Source organism: Nostoc sp., from assembly GCF_036919675.1.
GTDB lineage: Bacteria > Cyanobacteriota > Cyanobacteriia > Cyanobacteriales > Nostocaceae > Nostoc.
In genome coordinates, this window is record NZ_JBALCP010000065.1 from 36112 (window position 1) to 55164 (window position 19053).

Sequence of the window (19053 nt, forward strand, 5' to 3'; positions counted from 1 at the left end):
TATCTTAAGCAAGAGTCCGACGCAGTTGGGGCTGAATACTCACTAAGGCGACTACGGCAAAGCCAAACAACACCAGCAACGCTCCCCCAAAGGTAACATCGCCCCAAGGAGCCTGCATGACTACACTACCTAGTCCCCAACTACTGTGGAGATAAAGATAGCGAATTGGTTCGATCGCATAACTTAGAGGATTGAGAGTAGCCACAACCTGCAACCACTGAGGCATGAAGGATAGAGGAGCCAAAGCAGTACTAGCAAACAATAATGGTAGGTTAGTGACAAAAATCACTGCAATCAGTTCAATGTGTCCGGGTAGGGCGAAAGCCAAGCCGAGGGAAATGGCTGTCACGCCCAAAGCTAAGAGGAAAACAATTAGAGCGATCGCACTTAAACCAGTTATATCTGGTAGTCCAGCGCCCAAAAACGCTGCCGCCGCTACAATCACCGCTGCTTGCAGCAAACTTTGGCTGATGATAAAGATTGCCGAAGCAAAGACAATGGAAAACCGCGATGCTAATGGTGCTACCAGTAAACGATTCAAAAAGCCGAACTCGCGGTCAAACATTACGGGTAAACCAGCATTCAGCGCCCCAGCAAAGGCTGTAAACACAATTATGCCGGCAGCCAAAAATTGACCATAATTTGTTGTATTGCCAAATATACCTTTGGGAGCATTTTGGAATAAAGCACCAAATAGCAATAACCACATTATTGGCTGAATAATTCCGGCAACCAATGTGGAGGGACGGCGTTGCAACTGAATAAACAAGCGACGAGTTAAAGCCAACGTCTCTTGTACCAATTCACCGAAAAAGTTAGGTGCAGCATTAGCGTCAACTTGCGGCGATGCTAGCGGCTGCCAATTTATATCAGATTTAGGAGTAACACTCATAGCAATTTTGGATTTTGGATTTTGGACTTCGGCTTACTTCGACTTTGCTCAGTACAAGTCGCTCAGTCGAACGATTTTGGATTTTAGGGAATGGGGAGTTTTGAGCGCCCAGTGGGGAATCTCACTTTTTTACTCGGAAAAGAGGAACTGTTTTGTCCAATGCCCAATGACGCCACTTGCTCAACTTGGGGAGACCCCAGACGCTCGATGACTCGCTACCGCTTCGCTATCGCCCTTGGCGTCTCCCCTTGGGAGAAGACCGCAGTGGCTCCCCCATTCCCCATGCCCTATCTCATATTCTGCTTTTTCTCGGCCTTGGGATCGCGGGTGGCAACTGCTGCGAGTTCTGCATCCATCAGTGTGCGTCCTGTAGCGGCGAGGTAAACGTCATCGAGGCTGGGGCGAGATTGGGCAATGCCAAATATGGGCAAGCCTGCGGTATTCAGCGCTTGCTGGATGTTAATCAGAACATCATTCTGAGGTGTCACCACCAAGTTGAGGGAATTACCTTGAGCGCTGTTGATGATCACTTCTTGCACAAATGGCAAAGGTTGCAGCAGGTTTTTAGCTTTTTCGGCTTCCTGAATGGGGGAAAACTCGCGGATTCGCAAGGTGATGCGATCGCCCCCGACTTGATCTTTTAATTGTGAAGGTGTCCCACCGGCTATCACAACGCCCCGATCTATAATTGCTACGCGATCGGCTAGGGCATCAATCTCTTCTAGATAATGGCTGGTAATTACTACCGTTGTCCCAGAGGCGCGTAATTTTCGGAGAAAATCCCACACCACAAAACGAGTTTCTATGTCAAGTCCCACAGTTGGCTCATCCAACACCAAAACATCGGGTGCATGGAGCAATCCAGCAGCCAAGTCTAGGCGCTTGCGTAAACCGCCAGAGTAGGTTCCTGTTTTTTTATTAGCGTATTCTTGCAAACCGAGTAAATCTAATACCATCTCAATGCGCTGTTTGGCGATCGCGCCTGGAAGGTGATAAAGTGCTGCTTGCAATTGCAGCAGTTCTTTTCCAGTCAGCACCTTATCTATAGCAACTTCCTGAGCAACATAGCCTAGTCGTTGTCTTGCCACTCTTGGATTATCTAACACAGAGATGCCAGATACTTCGATTTTACCAGCATCCGGTGTGGTGAGTGTACACAAAGCACGCAAGGTAGTAGTTTTCCCAGCACCGTTGGGGCCAAGTAAACCAAAGATTTCTCCTGATTCTACCTGAAAGGAAACATCTTGGACGGCAACCACTGTACCGTAACGTTTTTGCAGATTTTGAATTAAAACGGCGGGAGCCATGACAGCTTTTCCCCAACTATACAAATCTCAATAAAGTCTATCTTTATTGTAGAAGGTAGGGAGCAAGGAAAGAGCGCATGAGCGAAAATCTGTAAACAAGTTCGCGCCATGCTGCCAAAAATTTATGATTATTCTGGGCAAGTTACTTGATTGCGTTTGTGGCGAAATAAACCAAATACTACAGCAAATAATCCTAAACCTAGAAGATTTGCCGGCTCTGGAACCTGAGTAGAGGTGGGAGGCTTAGGCGGAGTGTAGTACTTAGTTGGGACATCCGGCAGATCGCCATTAAACAGATAGTTGTGAGACTCCCCATTTCCTGTCAAAGAAGCTACCACCACGTTGCCGTTAACTTGACCATTATTGAAATTGAAATTAGCCAAAGGAGCAAGAATACTACCTAGTATGCTAATCCCACTAGCAGTTATGTTTGTCGCTTCATAGAAGTTGTAGATTACCTTTTGTTTATCTGTGCCAGCGATATTGAACCCAAAGTTTTGCAGCGACACATCCTTACCGCTGATATTGACTACAACAGTCGAATTTGCATCCCCACTGATTCCAAAAGAGTTTGCCTTGGAGACAGATGATCCTGCAAGATTAAAAACATTGAAGGCAGTACCACTGCCACTAAGGTTAATACCACCCCAAGATTGAACTGTTGTTTTACCAGTAGGAGTTAAGGTTGCCAAATATTGAGATAGCCCTCGCAATTCTTTCCCTGCTTCATTGAAGTCGATGGGTTTACCCTTGCTGAGAGTTCCCTGTGGAAATCCCACATTACTGGCCACATTGGCGGTACCTCCGTAGACAGCATTACCGTGGTAGACTTGACCGTTGCTCAGAGTTAAGTTTTGTCCAGCTACTACTACGTTGCCGCTATTGCCAGAAAGTTTGCTTCCAAGTCCGCCGACAAAATTCACGTTACCGCCAGCAGCAAGTTTTCCTTCAATATCTGTATATTGTTGAGAGATATCTCCTAAGACAAATACATTGTAATCAGAGGCAGCGCCTAACTCAACTGCATTCGCTCTTGCCGAGAAACCCAGCGCTAGTGTGACTAAAATTGGAGCTGCTACTACTCCCCAAATATAATAAGTTTTTAATTTCATGTTCTGATTTATGATTTATCAACATCATCCTATGGGTATAAATTAAAGATGGCATTAGTCTGCTAGCTATTTTCATTGAATTTTTATCCTGAGTGTAATTAGTGTATATTTTTACCTTAATTAGCCATTTAGCCGCACATTTACTGTTGACTATATCAATTAATTTTTTATCAACAACAACTCAGTAATTATGAGTTAGGACGTTATTTCACAACTTTCAAAGTTTTGAGGCTAGTATCAGCAGAACCACTGATAAATCCCCCCATTGCCTGGATTTGTTGTAGGTAATCAAGGACAAGTTTAGTGATTATTTCTCCCGGCATTAACACAGGAATTCCTGGAGGATAGGGACAGATGATTTCTGCACAGATGCGATCGCTTGTCTGTATCAAAGGTAGTATTTCACTGACAGCAAAAAAAGCTTCACGGGGAGAGAAATGTAATGCCGGACTTAGTGTACTAACAAAATCCTGCCAAAGATGGCTTTTAAGGGTCAAGTTGGTTCGGCGATATTCTTTGGCAATAGTGGTAAAACCTTGCACTAATTGCTCAATATCGGCTGGGGTGTTGCCCAAACTAATGATTAAAGTAAGGTGTTGCAGTGAGGCGAATTCAGCAGTGACAGCAAATTTTTCATCGAGAATTTCATCTGCCTCAAATCCGGTTAAGCCTAAACCAGAAACAGTGATAGTTAGTCGCGTTTTATCTAAAGCCACAAATCCCCCTTTATAAGCAGGGCTAGGAATCTCTAAGATAGATAATCCAGGAATTTGACTGATTTTTGTTCTAGCTTCATCAGCAAGTTGCAAAGTGCGAGACATCAGCATTTTTCCGTAGAGTGCCATTTGCTGACGTGCTGCATCTAAAGAAGCTAAAAGTAAATAACTAGGACTGGAAGACTGGAGGAGTTGCAAAGCTTTACTGATACGATCGCAATCTATCCTATTACCTTGAACGTGCAGCATCGATGCCTGTGTCATCGCACCGAGTACTTTGTGGATGGATTGTACAGTTAAATCGGCACCTGCGGCTAAGGCTGGAGTGGGTAATTCTGGATGAAAGGCAAAGTGGGCACCGTGTGCTTCATCTACAAGTAGAGGGATATTGTATTGATGGGTAATATTGGCGATCGCATTCAAATCTCCGCAAACGCCGTAATATGTTGGGTAAACTGTCAACACTGCTTTGGCGTCTGGATGTTGTTGGAGTGCAAATTGTACAGCATTGGGCGTGATGCTGTGGGCAATATCTAAAACTGGATCATACTCAGGATTGAGAAAAATTGGTATTGCACCGGAGAGAATTAAACCAGCGATCGCAGAAGAATGTACATTGCGAGGCAGAATGATTTTATCACCTGTGCCACAGGTAGCGAGAATTGCCGCTTCAATCCCACAAGTAGAACCATTGACAAGAAACCATGTTTGCGAAGCGCCAAATGTCTCAGCCGCTAGTTGTTGTGCTTCTTGAATAACACCTTGGGGTGCAAAGAGATTATCTAAATCTGCTAATTCGGTTAAATCGGCGCGAAAGACAGCTTTGCCAAATAAATCAACCAAGGGTTGAGAAATTCCCTTACCTTGTTTATGTCCTGGGGTGTAAAAAGGCGCATGAGGTCTTGCTGCATTGGCTTTTAAGGCGTCTAATAAGGGCGTTTGGTTTTGATTAAGCATTTTTGAAAAAACGAACTGTCAATGATAAAATTTTAGGACTTACGCAAGAATTACGGAATAACGAACCACAGAGGCGCAGAGGACACGGAAAAATAAGAGTTTGAGAGATATTTTGCGTAAGTCCTAAATTTGAAGTCTTTTAGGGCATATTCATAGACGATGAAATTACCCAACGGTGAGCAAGCAGAGATTTCTATGCAAAAGCTCATAGGTTATTGTCTAAATTCAGAACATCCGAGTGGGAAACATAAAGCCAGAGTTTTCGCATCAATTCTAGGAATCACGCTAGAAAACGCCGATGTTTTGCGAGAACTTATTCAAATAGCAGCAGTTGCAGGTGAAGTTGTTCAGCAAAGTACTACACAATTTGGTCAACAGTTTAAGGTAGATTGGATAATACCTGATACAGACGGAATCAGGCTGCGGACAATCTGGGAAACTACCGCTAATAATCCCTATCCACGTTTGATTACTGCATTTCTGAAGTTAAATGAAAAAAGTTAAACTTTTGGATACTATTGCTACACTCAAGTCTATTCCCATTGAGAGATTACAACTAGTGGAAGTCCCTTATACTTCTATCGAAAGCTTACCCAGTGGGCAAGTTGGAACAATTGTAGAAGTTTATGAGCAACAAGAAGAATATCATTATTTAGTCGAGTTTGCTGATACTCAAGGCTGTGAATATGCAATGGCGACTTTGAGAGCAGATGAAATCTTAGTTTTACATTATGATTTGGCAATTGCCTAAATTTTTACTAAGCTGTTCCACATTTAAGAATGCATATATTGGACGCTCGTGTCGCCCATGCCACAAGAAATGTACAATTTCAGATTATGCAAACTAGATGTGGTTTAGCTTAATGCACATTGCAAGGCAGAATGATTTTATCGCCCATGCCACAGGTAGCGAGAATTAAATTTGGCATTTGGCAATACCTCACAATGCCAATACGGCGGCCACAATGTTAATGCGTCCCCTTACAATGTTAATGTGTCTTCTCACAATGCCAATGCGTCCCTTCACAATGTCAATGCGGCGGCTGCAATGTTAATGCGTCCCCTCACAATGCCAATGCGTTCCTCTGCATTAAAAACGCTACGCTTTTACGCAAAACTGTACTTGCTCCCCTTAAAAAGGGGGGAACTTGAAAGCCACCTTTTTAAGGCAGTTGGGGGATCTCTTCTGCGTAAGTCTTAAGAATGCTATGCTTGCGTTAAAATCCGTAAGTCCTGCGTGGCTAACTAGATGAGGCCCTATCATCAAATCCCGATTTTTGAGTGTGGTGAACCGCTAATGGCGATTCCTTTAGAATTGTTTCCGGTGGAATTTCCCCATCCTTATGAAAAGTTAGGTGCGCCTTATGGCGATCGCTCCCCCTATTATCTCCGTCAAAGCGTTATTGAAAATTTGATCCAAGCCCAAAATTATCTTAATCTGCTGTATCCTAACTGGCGTATCCAAATCTTTGATGCCTATCGCCCGATCGCAGTCCAGCAGTTTATGGTAGATTACAGCTTCGCGCAAGCAGTTAGGGAGAGGGGACTGACTGAGGTGGAGTTATCGCCAAACCAACGCCAAGAGATTTGGGAAGCGGTTTATGAAATTTGGGCTGTACCGAGTTTGGATGAAAAAACTCCCCCTCCTCACAGTACTGGTGCGGTGGTGGATGTGACGCTAGTAGATGATGCAGGGCAAATAGTGAATATGGGTTCGCCGATTGATGAAATGTCCGAGCGATCGCATCCAGATTATTATGCCAATAGCGACCACTCAGAAGCACAACAGTATCATGCTCACCGTCAGTTGTTGCAAGATGTAATGTTAAAAGCTGGCTTTCAACGCAATCCTAGAGAGTGGTGGCATTTTTCTGTTGGCGATCAAATGTGGGCTTGGCTGAATAATCAATCCAATCCGGTTAATCCTGTTACTGCACGTTATGGGCGGCTTGCATAGATGTGTGAATTGCTTCACGCATTCAAAATGAAACGAATGCAATCACAGCAGGCTAGTACCGCAAGGCGGAAGTCAAAAGTCAAAAGTCAAAAGTCAAAAGTATTATGGAATGGGCTTTTTAGGGATTTTAAATGGTTGCTCTATTTACGCCGTGGCGTGCTAGTACAGCAGGCGTGTAAATCCACCTACCATCTCAATTAACAAAACTTGGGACTTAACTTGGGGCAAAATCCCCTTGTTAAAGTTAGGCAAACTTCCCCCACTGCTATGCATCTTGAGGATTTTGCTCCTTTAACTCGTCGGTGGTGTAAGTACCAATGGGAGTCCAAACTAGATAAGGAAGGAGTAATAGCGCCGCTAGTCCAGAAATTGGCAAAACGCAGATTGCAAGGATAACGGCTGAAACTAAACCTATTAGCCCAAGAATTTCCCCAATTTTGAGACTGCGAAACCTCAGCATTACAGGTATGTAGGCGACGGTGATAATTTCCACCAGGACGTACAAAGCCATTAGTAGCCAAGTAATTAGGCTTCCTGGGCTTTTTTCCCAGACAATATAAGCTGAAGCTGCACCGCAAACAAAAATCACAGTCCAGATAAACGGAATCAGCGGCTCAAAAACTAGCCAGCGAGGGCGACGTAACTGTGCAAACCATTTGACATCACGTGGCGTGATTAAGAAACTACCAAGGCCAACGAGAAAAGTTACAGCCCCAATTATTATCCAAGATGGAATCATAATGCACTCAAGTTTTGTGTATTTTGTCAAGTCATACACTGCAAGTTTGACAATTTAGGGCGTAGCTTAAATCATTCGCTGGTACGATTCTTAGGCATCTTGAGGATTGAGACTGACCATCTGCCAAGTAGTATAAGTACCAATGGGACTCCAGAGCAAATAAGGAACTAGTAATAGTGCTGCCCAACCAGAAATACTTAAGGCTGCAAGTATCAATAAAACACAAATGATAAAACCTGTGCCACCAAGAACTGTACCCACTTTCAGACTGCGAAGCTTAAACATTACGGGCGTATAGGCAATGGTCACAATTTCTAAAAGCAAGTATAAACCCATGATTAACCAGGTTGAGGTGCTTCCTGGGTCTTTTTCCCAGATAATATAAGCTGACCAAGCACCGCAAATAAATATTACAGTCCAAATAATTGGAATTGCACCCTCAAAAGTTAGCCATCTCGGTCGTTGTAAGCGCTTGAACCATTGGCGATCGCTAGGCGTAATCACGTTAGCTGCTAAGGCAACCAAGAAAGCCACACCCCCAATCACCATCCAAGATTTAATCATGACCGTTAGTCCTTATACAAGCGCTATCTATCGCTTAATATCACTCTTTATAGTGTGATTTTGTCAATTTAATTGCTAATTACTCATCATCCCTGAGTTTGATACCTTCAGATCGTTTGGCAGGATTTTAATTTATGAGTGTTGCGAGTTGGGCATTGGGCATTGGTTATTAATTATTCTCCTCTGCCCCTGTGCCCATTTATTCTCCGGATGTTGAGGTGATTATGTCTAGCAGTGGGGGTATGGGGCGAACTGTGGAATATATTCTTGTGAATAGGGGGATAAGGCAATTAGATTCAATGGTAGTTTATATGCAAACTGAATCAGAAGCGCGATCGCTAAGTAAATTTTAACGAGTGTTTGAACTCCGTGAATGAGTCTTTGATACTCGTGAATGAGTCTTTGAACTCCGTGAACCAGTCTTTGAACTCCGTGAACGAGTCTTTGAACTCCGTGAACCAGTCTTTGAACTCCGTGAATGAGTCTTTGAACTCCGTGAACCAGTCTTTGAACTCCGTGAATGAGTCTTTGAACTCCGTGAACGAGTCTTTGAACTCCGTGAACGAGTTTTTGAACTCCGTGAACGAGTCTTTGATACTTGTGAACAATGATTCAGAATCTCAAGAACAGAGGCGAGACGACAGTATTCAAACTTTTACAGACGGTTTCCAAGGACACAAAAGATTTCTTGATAAAACTAAGTTATACGATCGCTACCGCAATGGAGGCGATCGCACAGCGATTTCTGAACCCTACGGGATCTTGCTACGGCATGACATCTTACCAGTTCAGCTTTTATGAGCCGACAGTGACGGTGTAAGACAACACAAAGGGCTTGAAATTAGCTCCAGATTTGGGAGTACCGCTTAACTCCAATTCATAAGCTCCTACTTTGGGAAAGACGATCTCGGCTCCGGGAATGTTTTTATATTGCTTGGTTGATACACTATGTAAACTGGGCTTCAGCAATGGGGTATCAGTTTCGCTGTGAGGTTGAGGGTAGACAGCCAACTGACAGTTACATTGTGTCAGGGGGATTAGTCGCCCGCCTTTACGGGTGAGGACAATCCAAGCATGAGCGGTTTTGCCAGCTTGAGGATTGTCATTGGGTTCAATATGCAGCATCCCGCCTACGTCTTGTGACACCTTTTCGGTGTGGGCATTAACTGGTGTGGCAATCAGAACCGAAATTAATAATAGCCATCCCAAATTCTTTTCTAGGGTAAAGTGGAACATAGAGTTTCAAAGAGTAAGCGAAGTAGACCAGGTTGACTGGGGAAAGGCAATTAAAGGAAAATTCAAAGATTTTTGATGCTATTTTTCCACCAGTATTTAGGAACGATAATTTTAAAAGAATAGTTGCGTCAAAAGACAACCTGTCAAACTTCGCCTGAAAATTCCTTACCAACTACGAAGGCTTAATCCCAACTAAAAACTCGTTGACTTCTGAACTTATCACCTAAATATCTAACTTAAAGGCTCATTAACTTATTACTTATGATAGTTACTAAAACTCACCCGGATGAGTAAAAGTAGTGAGAGTAAATATATTTACTAACTGAGGTTCAAAGCATGGACTCGACAGGTAAAGTTCTAATTGTGAACTCGTCCTGGTATCTTCCAATGCCGTTGAAAGAGTATGCAATGAGCCGAGTAACTGTCTACTTTTATAATGATGGGTGGGTTCCAATTAAATATTGTTTTTTGGAGAAGGCAATTGTGCTTCACCAGAAGGCAAAGCTAGAAGGCAAGGAAATTTTATTATTTCCTGCTGATCTAGACCCGAATGAATTCTCAAACTCTTTTAACTAAAATGGATTGAGGTAGACTATTTTTCAAAAATCTTGGCAACAAATGAATCGGCTAGAGAGGCGTACATATATATGTACGCCTCTACTTGTAAATGGGATTAAAAATTTGTGCGAACTTGAAAGCTAAAGGTGCAGCGATCGCCATAAGATACAAGTGTATCAGGTGGTCTCAAGGCTGTAGTGATATATCTCGTCAAAGATATTGTTAACAAAAAAATAAATCCCGTAATTTTTGGCTTCGTAGGCAATGCGGGTATTCACCAGCGCTAAGGGATTTTGATAACTGTAATTTACAGATAATCAAACCAAACCAGAACGCAGTGCCACAACTGCTGCTTGCACGCGATCGTCTACTGCTAATTTATTCATAATCCCCCGGACATGAGTTTTGATGGTGTTGGGACTGAGATAGAGTTTTGCGGCAATCTCTGGGTTACTCAACCCGTCTACCATGAGTTTCAACACTTCTAACTCGCGCCCAGATAAGTTGGCGGTATTAGTGGTGGGTGAGGGCGGTTTGAGATTATCAATAACTCGCCGCGCAATTTGGGGATCGAGATAGGCTGCACCATCAACTGCGGCTGCGATCGCACTCAACAATCGTTCCACACTTGCACCTTTGATGCAATATGCATCTGCACCGCTAGACAAAGCAGCAATAATTTCTGTTTCCGTTTGATGAGATGTCAGCATCACTACATGAGTTGCTGGCAGCGCCGCCTTAATTTGCTGTGTCGCTGCAATGCCATCCAATCGCGGCAATCCAATATCCATAACCACCAAATCAGGTTTCAGTTGCAGTGCTGCTTGGACTCCCAAATAACCATCTTCTGCTTGTCCAACAATCTCCAACTGAGGATGAGCCATTAATGATTGCTCTAATCCCAGTTGCATCATCGGATCATCTTCGACAATTAACACGCGCAACGGCGGAGCATTTATCGGTAAATTTAAGGGATAGCGAGTATCTAAAGACATTTTTATTAATTAAGAGACGCGATTAATCGCGTCTGTACAGGAGTTAGGAGTAGAGACGCGATTAATCGCGTCTGTATTTAGGTTTCCAATAAATAATTGAGGACGTTCTCAATTATTAAACTTAGATTTAGGGTTTCCGACAATTATGTTGGTTCTCAAACTCAAGAAATTGGTCTAATCTGAAAAATCTACCAATCATAAATAAAGCAGGGAGTCAGGAGTTATTCATAAGTCTTTAACTCCTAACTCCTAACTTCTAACTTTTCTATTCTTCCACGCGATAGCCTAACTCTGCTAAACTAATCCGCGACTGTCGCCATTTTGGCTGGACTTTGACAAACAATTCTAAGTAAACTTTACCAGCGATTAACTTTTGGATTTGTTCACGAGCTTCACTACCAATCGCTTTGAGCATCGCTCCGCCTTTGCCAATGAGTATGCCTTTTTGGGAATCGCGCTCGACGTTGATGGTAGCAAGTACACGGGTAATACTGGGAGTTTCTTCTACTAGATCAATAGCGATCGCTACTGAATGGGGTACTTCTTCACGAGTCAATAATAAAATTTGTTCTCGGATCAATTCCCCCATAATAAAGCGCTCTGGCTGGTCAGTTACCAAGTCTGGAGGATAGTATAATGGCCCAATTTCTAAATGTTCAATTAATAATTCTTGAAGTTGCGGTAATCCTGCACTAGTTTTGGCAGAAAATTTCACGATTTCCCATTCATGGGACTTGGCCATCTGGGCGTAACTATCATCTAGAAACTGAGAATCAGCGGGTTGTTGGTCGATTTTGTTCGCGCCCACAATCACCGGTGTTTTGCTGCGACTGAGCAAATCGGCAATATAGCGATCGCCTGCACCACATGCCACCGCTCCATCTACCACAAATAGCACTACATCTACCGATTCAATCGCAATTTTGGCATTTTGCACCAACACTTCCCCCAATTGATGATGGGGCTTATGAATTCCTGGCGTATCTACAAATATTAACTGCGCCTCTGGTGTAGTTAAAATACCACGCAAACGGTTACGTGTTGTTTGTGCTACTGGTGATGTAATGGCAATCTTTTGTCCTACCAATTGATTCATTAGAGTAGATTTACCGACATTAGGACGACCAACAATGCCGATAAAACCTGACTTAAATTCAGGAGGAGCCTGGGGAATTGTTACTTCTCCTGAAAAAGAGAAGTTGTAATTATCAATACTAGTCACCTTTGGCTCCACCCTCATATTTTACAGCTGGGATAACTTGATTTTTTCTTAGACACAAAACAAGCATAAAATTACCCTGGCATTTTTAGGGATTGTTTTTGCCGAGGTTTAATCTACTACTGGCTCTACACTTAATATTTTACAGCTGAGATAACTTTGTTTTGTTTTTAGATACAAAACAAACATAAAATTACTTTGGCATTTACAGAGAAGATTTTTGAAACGGTTTAATCTGCTACTAACTTTGGCTTAAGTTTCATCTACTACTCAATATATTTGAATCAAAATGTCAATAAAAGATATCGGAGAACGCAAACGCATAGGAATTCTTACCAGTGGAGGTGATTGTTCTGGCTTAAATGCTGTGATTAGGGCTGTAGTAAATTGTGCTGTGAATACCTACGGCTGGGAGGTTTTGGGAATTCGTCAAGCGACTCTAGGATTAATGGCGCGTCCACCACAATTCACAAAGCTGGAAATTGATCAAGTTGACTCGCTATTAACTGCGGGTGGCACAATGTTGGGGACAACCAATAAAGGTGACCCTTTTGCTTTTCCAATGGCGGATGGAAGTTTATGCGATCGCTCCGAAGAAATTATTGCAGGTTATCATCAACTAGGTTTAGACGCTTTGATTGGGATTGGTGGCGATGGTAGCTTGGCAATTCTCCGCCGTCTTGCCCAACAAGGCGGGATTAATTTAGTTGGCATTCCTAAAACAATTGATAACGACATTGGCGTTACTGAACATGCCATCGGTTTTGATACAGCAGTCAATATTGCCACGGAAGCACTAGACCGATTACATTTTACTGCTGCAAGTCATAGCCGAGTCATGATTTTGGAAGTAATGGGGCGTGATGCCGGACACATAGCAATAGCTGCGGGAATTGCGGGGGGAGCAAATGTAATTTTAATTCCCGAAATCCCTTACACAGTTGAGCATATTTGCCACAAAATTAAAGAACGCCAAGATAAAGGCAAAAACTATTGTTTGATTATTGTTTCGGAAGCAGTTCGTACCCACGATGGGGAAAATGTAACGATTACAAATCGTTTAGGTGAATCTCGATACGGTGGAATCGGCGAATATTTAGCAGATAAAATTATTGAGCACATTGGTGTAGAAACGCGAGTCACAGTTTTAGGACACATTCAACGGGGTGGAACTGCTTCACCACTAGATAGATTAGTTGCAACTGTTTTTGGCGTTGCGGCGGTTAATTTAATTGCCGAGGGTAAATACGATCGCATGGTGACATGGCAAAATCGCCAAGTATTAAGTGTACCAATTACAGAAGCGATCGCTCAATATAGCGCCGTCGATCCGAATGGTACTTTAGTTAAAACCGCTCGTGGTATGGGTATTTATTTAGGCGACTAAATTTAGTGAAGAGTGAGGAGTTAAAAAACTCATAATTCATAACTCCTGTACAGAGGCGATTAATCGCGTCTCTACTCCTAACTCTTGTACAGACGCGATTAATCGCGTCTCCTAACTAATAACTCCCAATACAAATTCCCCTTCATTCACAGCCTGATTAGTTGCGACATCATAAACCAATCCATCCTGTTGAGCGCAGACATCAATTACACTGGGTAAGTTACCTTCTTTATTAAAACTGAGAATTTGATACAGTTTTTCCCCAGCTTTTACTGAACTACCTAATTTTATTCTGGATTGAATCATGCCACCTGCGATCGCATAATATTTTTTCCGGTTGCTGCTAGATACAAAAGTCATTTCATGGGTTTTTGTGTCATCCAATGAATCAGGAATTTGCAGTACACCTTTTTGTGCTAAATAGTTTTTCAGACCCCGTACACCTTTGGCGACTGAATCAGGGTTCATTTGCATTCCTGTTCCTAATTCAAGTGTCCAAGCTTCCACATCAAACTTAATTTCTCTACCCAACTCTTTAAAACAAGCTTCCAATGCTAACCAAGGTTTGATAAAAGCTTCATCAAAAGCATCACCATCGTATTTATCAAGTAAGATTCCGAAATCAAGCCCGAAGTATTTCGCACTGTCTTCTCGATTTCGGAAGTAATAAAGGTACTCTAAAGCTTGATCTGTAGAACTATGTAAGTCAATTAGGTAGTCTGCATCTAAACTTAGATTTTGTAGTTTGTAGCTAAAAACCTCAGTGTAGGGCACACCACTAGGAGAATTAATTTTTTCTAAATTTTTCGCAAATTGTTGCTTAATTATAGTTAGATAATTTTGTCGAACGACCTCTAGATCAATATGAAGTTGAGATTTAGTAAAAGCTACTAAATCATCAGCTTCTTTTTCGTAGTCCCAAAATATCCGATTCCAGTCTTTGGCTTCGTAAATGCAATATCGTCCAGGAGAAAAATGGTGAGCGCGTTCATTTGTCCCCATTGGATTACAAACGGGAACCAGCCAAATTTCTCCAGCTAAATCTGGATCATTTATTGTTAATAAAAACTCAATTAGCTGGTGAATAACGGCATTACCAGCAATTTCTGCACCGTGCAGATTAGATTGAATGTATACCTTTTTACCAGGTTGAGCGCCGATAAATTTGTATAGTTGTAAGTATAGGCGATCGCCCGAAGCCATTTGACGTAAAGAAATAGTCTCTATAACTGGCTGCATAAAATAAATCGCTGATAATTTGAGTACATTATCCCTGTATCTGTACTGAATTAAAACTCAATCTCCCTCTGGGCGTTTCTGGGTGAATTCCCCAAATAAGCTAACATCAAATTACCCAGTAACCAGCACAGCAGCAATGGTAACAAATTGGTTGCGAATAACACATCACGACGAAACAATCCAACTTTCCTGGCAACGCGGATATGAGAGTCCTCGCCTTGCGCCAGAAGTTTCATTTCAGCAACCCTTCGATCAGGAAAACGCGGCTGAGTTGCGCTGGTATTTAGAAGATTATCTGAAGTTTCCTTACGGTATTTTTCCCGACAACGCTGCAAAAATCGAACAAAAATTACAGCAGTGGGGACAACATTTATTTGAGCTAGTATTTCGCAGCACAGAGAAAGGAAGAGAGTTTTTTCAAGAAGCCACACGAGACGGACTCGATAAATGTGAACTGGGCATTATTTCCGATAACGCCAAGGTGCTGAATTTACCTTGGGAATTGCTGTATTCCCGCGACTATCAATTTCTTGCACCTTCACTAGCGGGGATGTATCGCAGTCTCAGCACTCAGGGGGTAAAAGCACCATTGCCACCAATGCCCGATGACCAACTAAATATTCTATTAGTCATTGCCCGCCCTTATGACGAACAAGACGTAAATTTTAAAACCATTGCCCGTCCTTTGCTGGCGGCGTTGCAACCAAATTGGTATTGTTTCATATTTGCAACAAGAATTTGACGATGAAATCGCTTATTACGAAAAAGCTATCAATATTTATAGTAGCTTGAATAATCCTCATCAGGCTGGCAATTCATATAACAATTTAGGTAATGTATATCAAGCAAAGCAAGACTTTCAAAATGCTGCTGAATGCTATCAAGTAGCTTATGAAATTTATAGCAATTTTCAAGATTGGTCTAACGCTTCACAAACATTGGGTAAGTGGGGAAGGGTTTTAGAAGCTCAAGAAAATTACGCTCAGGCTTTGCCAATTTTCATTCGTGGTTTAGCCATTGGCTTACAACATTATCAAGATTCGATTGGTTATTATATCAATGCGTTAGCCCGGATGCTCCAGCAGGTAGGCGAAAGACAGTTTCAAGTTATTTGGCGCGAGGCGACGGGTGAAGAGTGCGCGGGAGAGGTACGCGAGGCAATTTGGGCAGCGCGGGATGAACTAGGTTGATTCAGAACCCTGACTTTTTGAAGAAGTCGGGGATCTCGCAGCTTTTCAAATAAGTTTTGTTTAAGTATTGTTAGCGATCGCATAAGCGTTTGCCACAAAAATGATCATTTTCATCACCAAAACGATCATTTGGGTCACGACAAGGTGGTTATTCAGAAGTGCGATGTCTACGACGGGCTAAACCTACGCAACATTTACAGCAGCAGTATTCTATCCTAGAAACAAAAAGGAGCAGAAGTATGCAAGCCTACAAGCTCAATGCCACAATTGATGAATCAGGTCATTTAATCATTGACGAACCTCTGAATGTTCCTCCTGGCAAAGTGGAAGTCATTATTTTGCAGGCAATTCCATCCTTGGAAAGTGCTACAGAAACCACCACTGAGTCACAGCCAGAAAAGCCGAGAAGAAAGTCTAAAGTCAAAGCATTTGAAGGTTTATTTGAAAATGCTCCACCCACACCACCAGATTTTGACCCAGACCAAGCCCGATGGGAAGCTTTAAAGGAGAAACATAATCTGTGAAAATCTTGTTAGACAGCAACATCATTGTAGATGATGCCCTTGAACGTGAACCTTTCCTAGAAGCAAGCGAACAAGTGTTGGTGCTAGTTGAGCAAGGACAGGTAGAAGGTTATATTTCCGCCTCAACTTTTAGCGATTTGTATTACATCATCCGGAGGGCAAGAGGTCGAGAGTGGACACTTACTTATTTAAGGCAATTGGTCAACTTCTGCCGTGTTGCCACCGTAGACAGTACCACAATTAACATGGCACTAAACCTTAACTTTAGAGATTTTGAAGACGCTATTCAATACAGCACTGCGGTACTCAATCACTTAGATGCTATCATTACTCGCAACCCTAGTGATTTTCCAGTTGCTACTCCCAGAATTCTGACACCTGAACAGTTGATTCAAGAATTAACAAATTCTCCATAGGAAATTTTTCAGGAGATAGAAATTATGGTAAATCTCAATCGTTATAATCGTACTAGCAATGATTCTATAGGTGCAGTTCGCATCAAAGTTAAACTTACAAATGCCATAGACGAAGCGCTTATAAGTCGAAGAATGCTTAATCCCAATATGCTTCGGGTATGTGAAACAGAAGCACTTGTAGATACTGGGGTTGTACGTACAGTTTTACCAATATTAATTGTAGAGCAGTTGGGTTTGAGGATTCGGGGTCAGCGGATTGCTCAATATGCTAACGGTATGGAGGAATCTATCGGTGTGACGGAACCTGTAATTATAGAATTAGAAGGGCGCGAAACTACTGAAGCTACATTAGTTACAAGAAATACTTTACTGATTGGGCAAACAGTACTGGAAACCCTCGATTTATTAGTGGATTGTAAAAATCAGCGACTTGTACCCAATCCTGAGCATCCCAATTATCCGGTAATGAGAATCTAGCATGAATCCCCAATTAACCCCAGCCGAAATCCAAGAAATTCAGCAACTTCTCCAAGACGATACGATACTGCAACGCAACCAGCACTGACTACTCTGCAACAACACAACGGTGATTTGGAAGCGAGTTTTGATGCACTTTGGCAAGAGAAGTTCGGCAAAACAGATTATGGCAAGGGTAAATCTCTGTTACAGCTAACTCTCGATGAAATCCGCGCTGAAATTTGCGGTGATGATGGTTTAAGGGGCAAAATCACCGAATATACCAAAAACCCTGGTAGTGCTTCTTTGTTTAATAGTGTTATTGGTTCACTGGTGATTGTTGCTGCAGCACATGGAATACCGATTGATGGTGCGATCGCAACAATTGCCGTATTATATATTTTAAAAATCGGGATAAATGTTTTCTGCAAATACACTGAGCCAGATAGCGAAGCAGAACAAGGTAAAAATAATAACTCCTAACTCCTGTACAGATGCGATTAATCGCGTCTCCCCTCATGTCCCCGGTAAATTTCGCAACCGCTCATCCAAATGAGTCCGGTCTGCCAAAGCCTTCAACAGCGGCCCATGTGAAGTAAATTCTACAATACTGACCGAAGCAACAGGGCATCCCAAACGAAAACGGAAGCGTCCCACATCAATCCCCAATAAACTACACAGAATAATTCTGATAGTTGCCTTGTGGGAAACCACTAACACATTCCCACTACTGTAAAGACTCTTGATTTCTTCAATTACCTGTATGGCGCGAGAAGCAATTGTAACTGCCATTTCTCCACCATTTGGCGCATACCAAGCTGGATCGGCTGACCAGCGAATATAATCATCGTGATATTCACGGCTAATTACTTCTGGCGTTTTTCCTTCCCACTTGCCATAATTAATTTCCTTCAAACCATCTCTGAGTTGTGGTTCCATCCCTATTGCTTCAGATAAGGCTCGTGCTGTCAATACAGTTCGCCGCATTGGACTACAAAATATTGCTGTCCAATCCATAGAACTATATGCCTCTGCAAAAGCCTTTGCCATCTCCAAGCCTTCTGGGGTAAGTTGTGAGTCTATGGAACCGCAAAAGGAATTATTGCGACTACATTCTGTCTGTCCATGACGGAGGAAATAAATAGTTAGGCTCACGGTATATTCTCATGGATTGTGAATTTAAGAGCGCTAACAATCAGATGTAGCTGAAGATAGTTAATGCCTGTGGTATATTACTACATTTTTTTGAGATTTGGAGTGATTTTGAGATTGAGCAAAGTTGCCGCAGCTACGTCTGTTGTGTTTCCTTTTTGCGCTGGACGTTTTCTACTCATGATCTATCACTAAGAACATCAATCCAGATGTTTTTAGATTACATCTTATGCTGACTTTTTGTTTAAGTTGACACTAATGAGCAATGCTGTGCCCCTATGACAGATGTGGTTTAAGAGACTTCCAGTTAAAAAAACATCCCATCATAGGGGCGCAAGGCCTTGCGCCCCTACAAATGTGCAAATAATTTTGGATAATTTATTTTTTGTCAGTCCCTAATACATGAAAACTGCTGTAATCTCCTCTGATATGCAAAA

The 19053-nt window shown here is 42.3% G+C and carries 23 protein-coding genes; 12 read left to right on the forward strand and 11 right to left on the reverse strand.

Features of this window, described 5'->3' with window-relative positions; all coding sequences use genetic code 11:
• Positions 1–4: 4 nt before the first annotated feature.
• The 4 genes from V7K49_RS14190 to V7K49_RS14205 form a co-directional block, all read right to left on the reverse strand.
• A complete protein-coding gene (locus tag V7K49_RS14190; RefSeq protein ID WP_335206088.1) occupies positions 5–892 on the reverse strand; it encodes an ABC transporter permease in 888 nt (295 codons plus the stop codon).
• A 287-nt stretch (positions 893–1179) separates the two neighbouring features.
• Positions 1180–2199, reverse strand: a complete 1020-nt coding sequence (locus V7K49_RS14195; protein WP_335206089.1) for an ABC transporter ATP-binding protein — start codon at positions 2197–2199, stop codon at positions 1180–1182.
• A 128-nt stretch (positions 2200–2327) separates the two neighbouring features.
• A complete protein-coding gene (locus V7K49_RS14200; RefSeq protein ID WP_335206090.1) occupies positions 2328–3311 on the reverse strand; it encodes a choice-of-anchor A family protein in 984 nt (327 codons plus the stop codon).
• Positions 3312–3514: 203 nt separating this feature from the next.
• On the reverse strand, positions 3515–4984 hold the full coding sequence (locus tag V7K49_RS14205; protein WP_335206091.1) for an aminotransferase class I/II-fold pyridoxal phosphate-dependent enzyme: 1470 nt from the start codon (positions 4982–4984) through the stop codon (positions 3515–3517).
• Between the two features lie 159 nt (positions 4985–5143).
• Between V7K49_RS14205 and V7K49_RS14210 the strand changes: the two genes are divergently transcribed.
• From V7K49_RS14210 to V7K49_RS14220, 3 genes are all read left to right on the forward strand, one after another.
• Positions 5144–5488, forward strand: a complete 345-nt coding sequence (locus tag V7K49_RS14210; protein WP_335206092.1) for a DUF6883 domain-containing protein — start codon at positions 5144–5146, stop codon at positions 5486–5488.
• Complete coding sequence (locus V7K49_RS14215; RefSeq protein ID WP_335206093.1) at positions 5475–5735, forward strand: DUF4926 domain-containing protein; 261 nt, start codon at positions 5475–5477, stop codon at positions 5733–5735. The genes V7K49_RS14210 and V7K49_RS14215 overlap by 14 nt, the downstream gene beginning before the upstream one ends.
• Before the next feature lie 498 nt (positions 5736–6233).
• Complete coding sequence (locus V7K49_RS14220) at positions 6234–6941, forward strand: M15 family metallopeptidase (protein ID WP_335206094.1); 708 nt, start codon at positions 6234–6236, stop codon at positions 6939–6941.
• Positions 6942–7206: 265 nt separating this feature from the next.
• Here V7K49_RS14220 and V7K49_RS14225 read toward each other — a convergent pair whose 3' ends face one another.
• On the reverse strand, positions 7207–7680 hold the full coding sequence (locus V7K49_RS14225; RefSeq protein ID WP_335206096.1) for a TspO/MBR family protein: 474 nt from the start codon (positions 7678–7680) through the stop codon (positions 7207–7209).
• Positions 7681–7770: 90 nt separating this feature from the next.
• Positions 7771–8244 carry a TspO/MBR family protein gene (locus V7K49_RS14230; protein WP_335206098.1) on the reverse strand — a complete coding sequence of 158 codons (474 nt, stop codon included), beginning with the start codon at positions 8242–8244 and terminating at the stop codon, positions 7771–7773.
• A gap of 224 nt (positions 8245–8468) precedes the next feature.
• Between V7K49_RS14230 and V7K49_RS14235 the strand changes: the two genes are divergently transcribed.
• Together V7K49_RS14235 and V7K49_RS14240 are read left to right on the forward strand one after the other, a co-directional pair.
• Complete coding sequence (locus V7K49_RS14235; RefSeq protein WP_335206100.1) at positions 8469–8597, forward strand: hypothetical protein; 129 nt, start codon at positions 8469–8471, stop codon at positions 8595–8597.
• A 247-nt stretch (positions 8598–8844) separates the two neighbouring features.
• Complete coding sequence (locus V7K49_RS14240) at positions 8845–9045, forward strand: hypothetical protein (protein WP_335206102.1); 201 nt, start codon at positions 8845–8847, stop codon at positions 9043–9045.
• Here V7K49_RS14240 and V7K49_RS14245 read toward each other — a convergent pair.
• The 3 genes from V7K49_RS14245 to era all read right to left on the reverse strand — a co-directional run bounded on the left by V7K49_RS14245 (position 9040) and on the right by era (position 12273).
• On the reverse strand, positions 9040–9480 hold the full coding sequence (locus tag V7K49_RS14245) for a hypothetical protein (protein ID WP_298908401.1): 441 nt from the start codon (positions 9478–9480) through the stop codon (positions 9040–9042). The genes V7K49_RS14240 and V7K49_RS14245 overlap by 6 nt on opposite strands.
• Before the next feature lie 875 nt (positions 9481–10355).
• Entirely contained in the window at positions 10356–11033 is a 678-nt protein-coding gene (locus tag V7K49_RS14250) for a response regulator (protein WP_298908390.1), read from the reverse strand.
• Positions 11034–11298: 265 nt separating this feature from the next.
• Positions 11299–12273 carry a GTPase Era gene (era, locus tag V7K49_RS14255; protein WP_273768277.1) on the reverse strand — a complete coding sequence of 325 codons (975 nt, stop codon included), beginning with the start codon at positions 12271–12273 and terminating at the stop codon, positions 11299–11301.
• 283 nt (positions 12274–12556) lie between these two features.
• Here era and V7K49_RS14260 point away from each other — a divergent pair, with 283 nt between their 5' ends.
• Positions 12557–13639, forward strand: a complete 1083-nt coding sequence (locus tag V7K49_RS14260; RefSeq protein WP_335206145.1) for an ATP-dependent 6-phosphofructokinase — start codon at positions 12557–12559, stop codon at positions 13637–13639.
• Positions 13640–13750: 111 nt separating this feature from the next.
• On the opposite strand, the gene V7K49_RS14265 is transcribed toward V7K49_RS14260, so the two are convergent.
• Positions 13751–14878: a succinylglutamate desuccinylase/aspartoacylase family protein gene (locus V7K49_RS14265; RefSeq protein WP_335206104.1), complete on the reverse strand. Its 1128-nt coding sequence runs from the start codon at positions 14876–14878 to the stop codon at positions 13751–13753.
• 136 nt (positions 14879–15014) lie between these two features.
• On the opposite strand from V7K49_RS14265, the gene V7K49_RS14270 reads away from it, so the two are divergent.
• From V7K49_RS14270 to V7K49_RS14295, 6 genes are all read left to right on the forward strand, one after another.
• A complete protein-coding gene (locus V7K49_RS14270; protein ID WP_335206106.1) occupies positions 15015–15620 on the forward strand; it encodes a hypothetical protein in 606 nt (201 codons plus the stop codon).
• Positions 15604–16068, forward strand: a complete 465-nt coding sequence (locus V7K49_RS14275) for a tetratricopeptide repeat protein (protein WP_335206108.1) — start codon at positions 15604–15606, stop codon at positions 16066–16068. The genes V7K49_RS14270 and V7K49_RS14275 overlap by 17 nt, the downstream gene beginning before the upstream one ends.
• Before the next feature lie 239 nt (positions 16069–16307).
• On the forward strand, positions 16308–16592 hold the full coding sequence (locus V7K49_RS14280) for a hypothetical protein (protein WP_334871852.1): 285 nt from the start codon (positions 16308–16310) through the stop codon (positions 16590–16592).
• Complete coding sequence (locus V7K49_RS14285) at positions 16589–17008, forward strand: type II toxin-antitoxin system VapC family toxin (RefSeq protein WP_334871851.1); 420 nt, start codon at positions 16589–16591, stop codon at positions 17006–17008. The genes V7K49_RS14280 and V7K49_RS14285 overlap by 4 nt, the downstream gene beginning before the upstream one ends.
• Before the next feature lie 24 nt (positions 17009–17032).
• Positions 17033–17485 (forward strand): clan AA aspartic protease, encoded by a 453-nt coding sequence (locus tag V7K49_RS14290; protein WP_334871850.1) that lies wholly within the window; start codon positions 17033–17035, stop codon positions 17483–17485.
• A gap of 114 nt (positions 17486–17599) precedes the next feature.
• The gene (locus V7K49_RS14295) at positions 17600–17947 is read left to right on the forward strand and encodes a hypothetical protein (protein ID WP_335206109.1); all 348 of its coding nucleotides are present in this window, start codon (positions 17600–17602) and stop codon (positions 17945–17947) included.
• Positions 17948–17980: 33 nt separating this feature from the next.
• On the opposite strand, the gene V7K49_RS14300 is transcribed toward V7K49_RS14295, so the two are convergent.
• Positions 17981–18619: a histidine phosphatase family protein gene (locus V7K49_RS14300; RefSeq protein WP_334871848.1), complete on the reverse strand. Its 639-nt coding sequence runs from the start codon at positions 18617–18619 to the stop codon at positions 17981–17983.
• Positions 18620–19053: the final 434 nt, after the last annotated feature.

Excerpts from the sequence above, each read along its gene's own strand:
- V7K49_RS14270 (WP_335206106.1), top strand. The coding sequence starts at position 15,015 with ATGGTAACAAATTGGTTGCGAATAACACATCACGACGAAACAATCCAA.
- V7K49_RS14230 (WP_335206098.1), bottom strand. The coding sequence starts at position 8,244 with ATGATTAAATCTTGGATGGTGATTGGGGGTGTGGCTTTCTTGGTTGCC.
- V7K49_RS14200 (WP_335206090.1), bottom strand. The coding sequence starts at position 3,311 with ATGAAATTAAAAACTTATTATATTTGGGGAGTAGTAGCAGCTCCAATT.
- V7K49_RS14280 (WP_334871852.1), top strand. The coding sequence starts at position 16,308 with ATGCAAGCCTACAAGCTCAATGCCACAATTGATGAATCAGGTCATTTA.
- V7K49_RS14210 (WP_335206092.1), top strand. The coding sequence starts at position 5,144 with ATGAAATTACCCAACGGTGAGCAAGCAGAGATTTCTATGCAAAAGCTC.
- V7K49_RS14245 (WP_298908401.1), bottom strand. The coding sequence starts at position 9,480 with ATGTTCCACTTTACCCTAGAAAAGAATTTGGGATGGCTATTATTAATT.
- V7K49_RS14195 (WP_335206089.1), bottom strand. The coding sequence starts at position 2,199 with ATGGCTCCCGCCGTTTTAATTCAAAATCTGCAAAAACGTTACGGTACA.
- V7K49_RS14290 (WP_334871850.1), top strand. The coding sequence starts at position 17,033 with ATGGTAAATCTCAATCGTTATAATCGTACTAGCAATGATTCTATAGGT.
- V7K49_RS14190 (WP_335206088.1), bottom strand. The coding sequence starts at position 892 with ATGAGTGTTACTCCTAAATCTGATATAAATTGGCAGCCGCTAGCATCG.
- V7K49_RS14205 (WP_335206091.1), bottom strand. The coding sequence starts at position 4,984 with ATGCTTAATCAAAACCAAACGCCCTTATTAGACGCCTTAAAAGCCAAT.
- V7K49_RS14250 (WP_298908390.1), bottom strand. The coding sequence starts at position 11,033 with ATGTCTTTAGATACTCGCTATCCCTTAAATTTACCGATAAATGCTCCG.
- V7K49_RS14215 (WP_335206093.1), top strand. The coding sequence starts at position 5,475 with ATGAAAAAAGTTAAACTTTTGGATACTATTGCTACACTCAAGTCTATT.
- V7K49_RS14235 (WP_335206100.1), top strand. The coding sequence starts at position 8,469 with ATGTCTAGCAGTGGGGGTATGGGGCGAACTGTGGAATATATTCTTGTG.
- V7K49_RS14265 (WP_335206104.1), bottom strand. The coding sequence starts at position 14,878 with ATGCAGCCAGTTATAGAGACTATTTCTTTACGTCAAATGGCTTCGGGC.
- V7K49_RS14220 (WP_335206094.1), top strand. The coding sequence starts at position 6,234 with ATGAGGCCCTATCATCAAATCCCGATTTTTGAGTGTGGTGAACCGCTA.
- V7K49_RS14225 (WP_335206096.1), bottom strand. The coding sequence starts at position 7,680 with ATGATTCCATCTTGGATAATAATTGGGGCTGTAACTTTTCTCGTTGGC.
- era (WP_273768277.1), bottom strand. The coding sequence starts at position 12,273 with ATGAGGGTGGAGCCAAAGGTGACTAGTATTGATAATTACAACTTCTCT.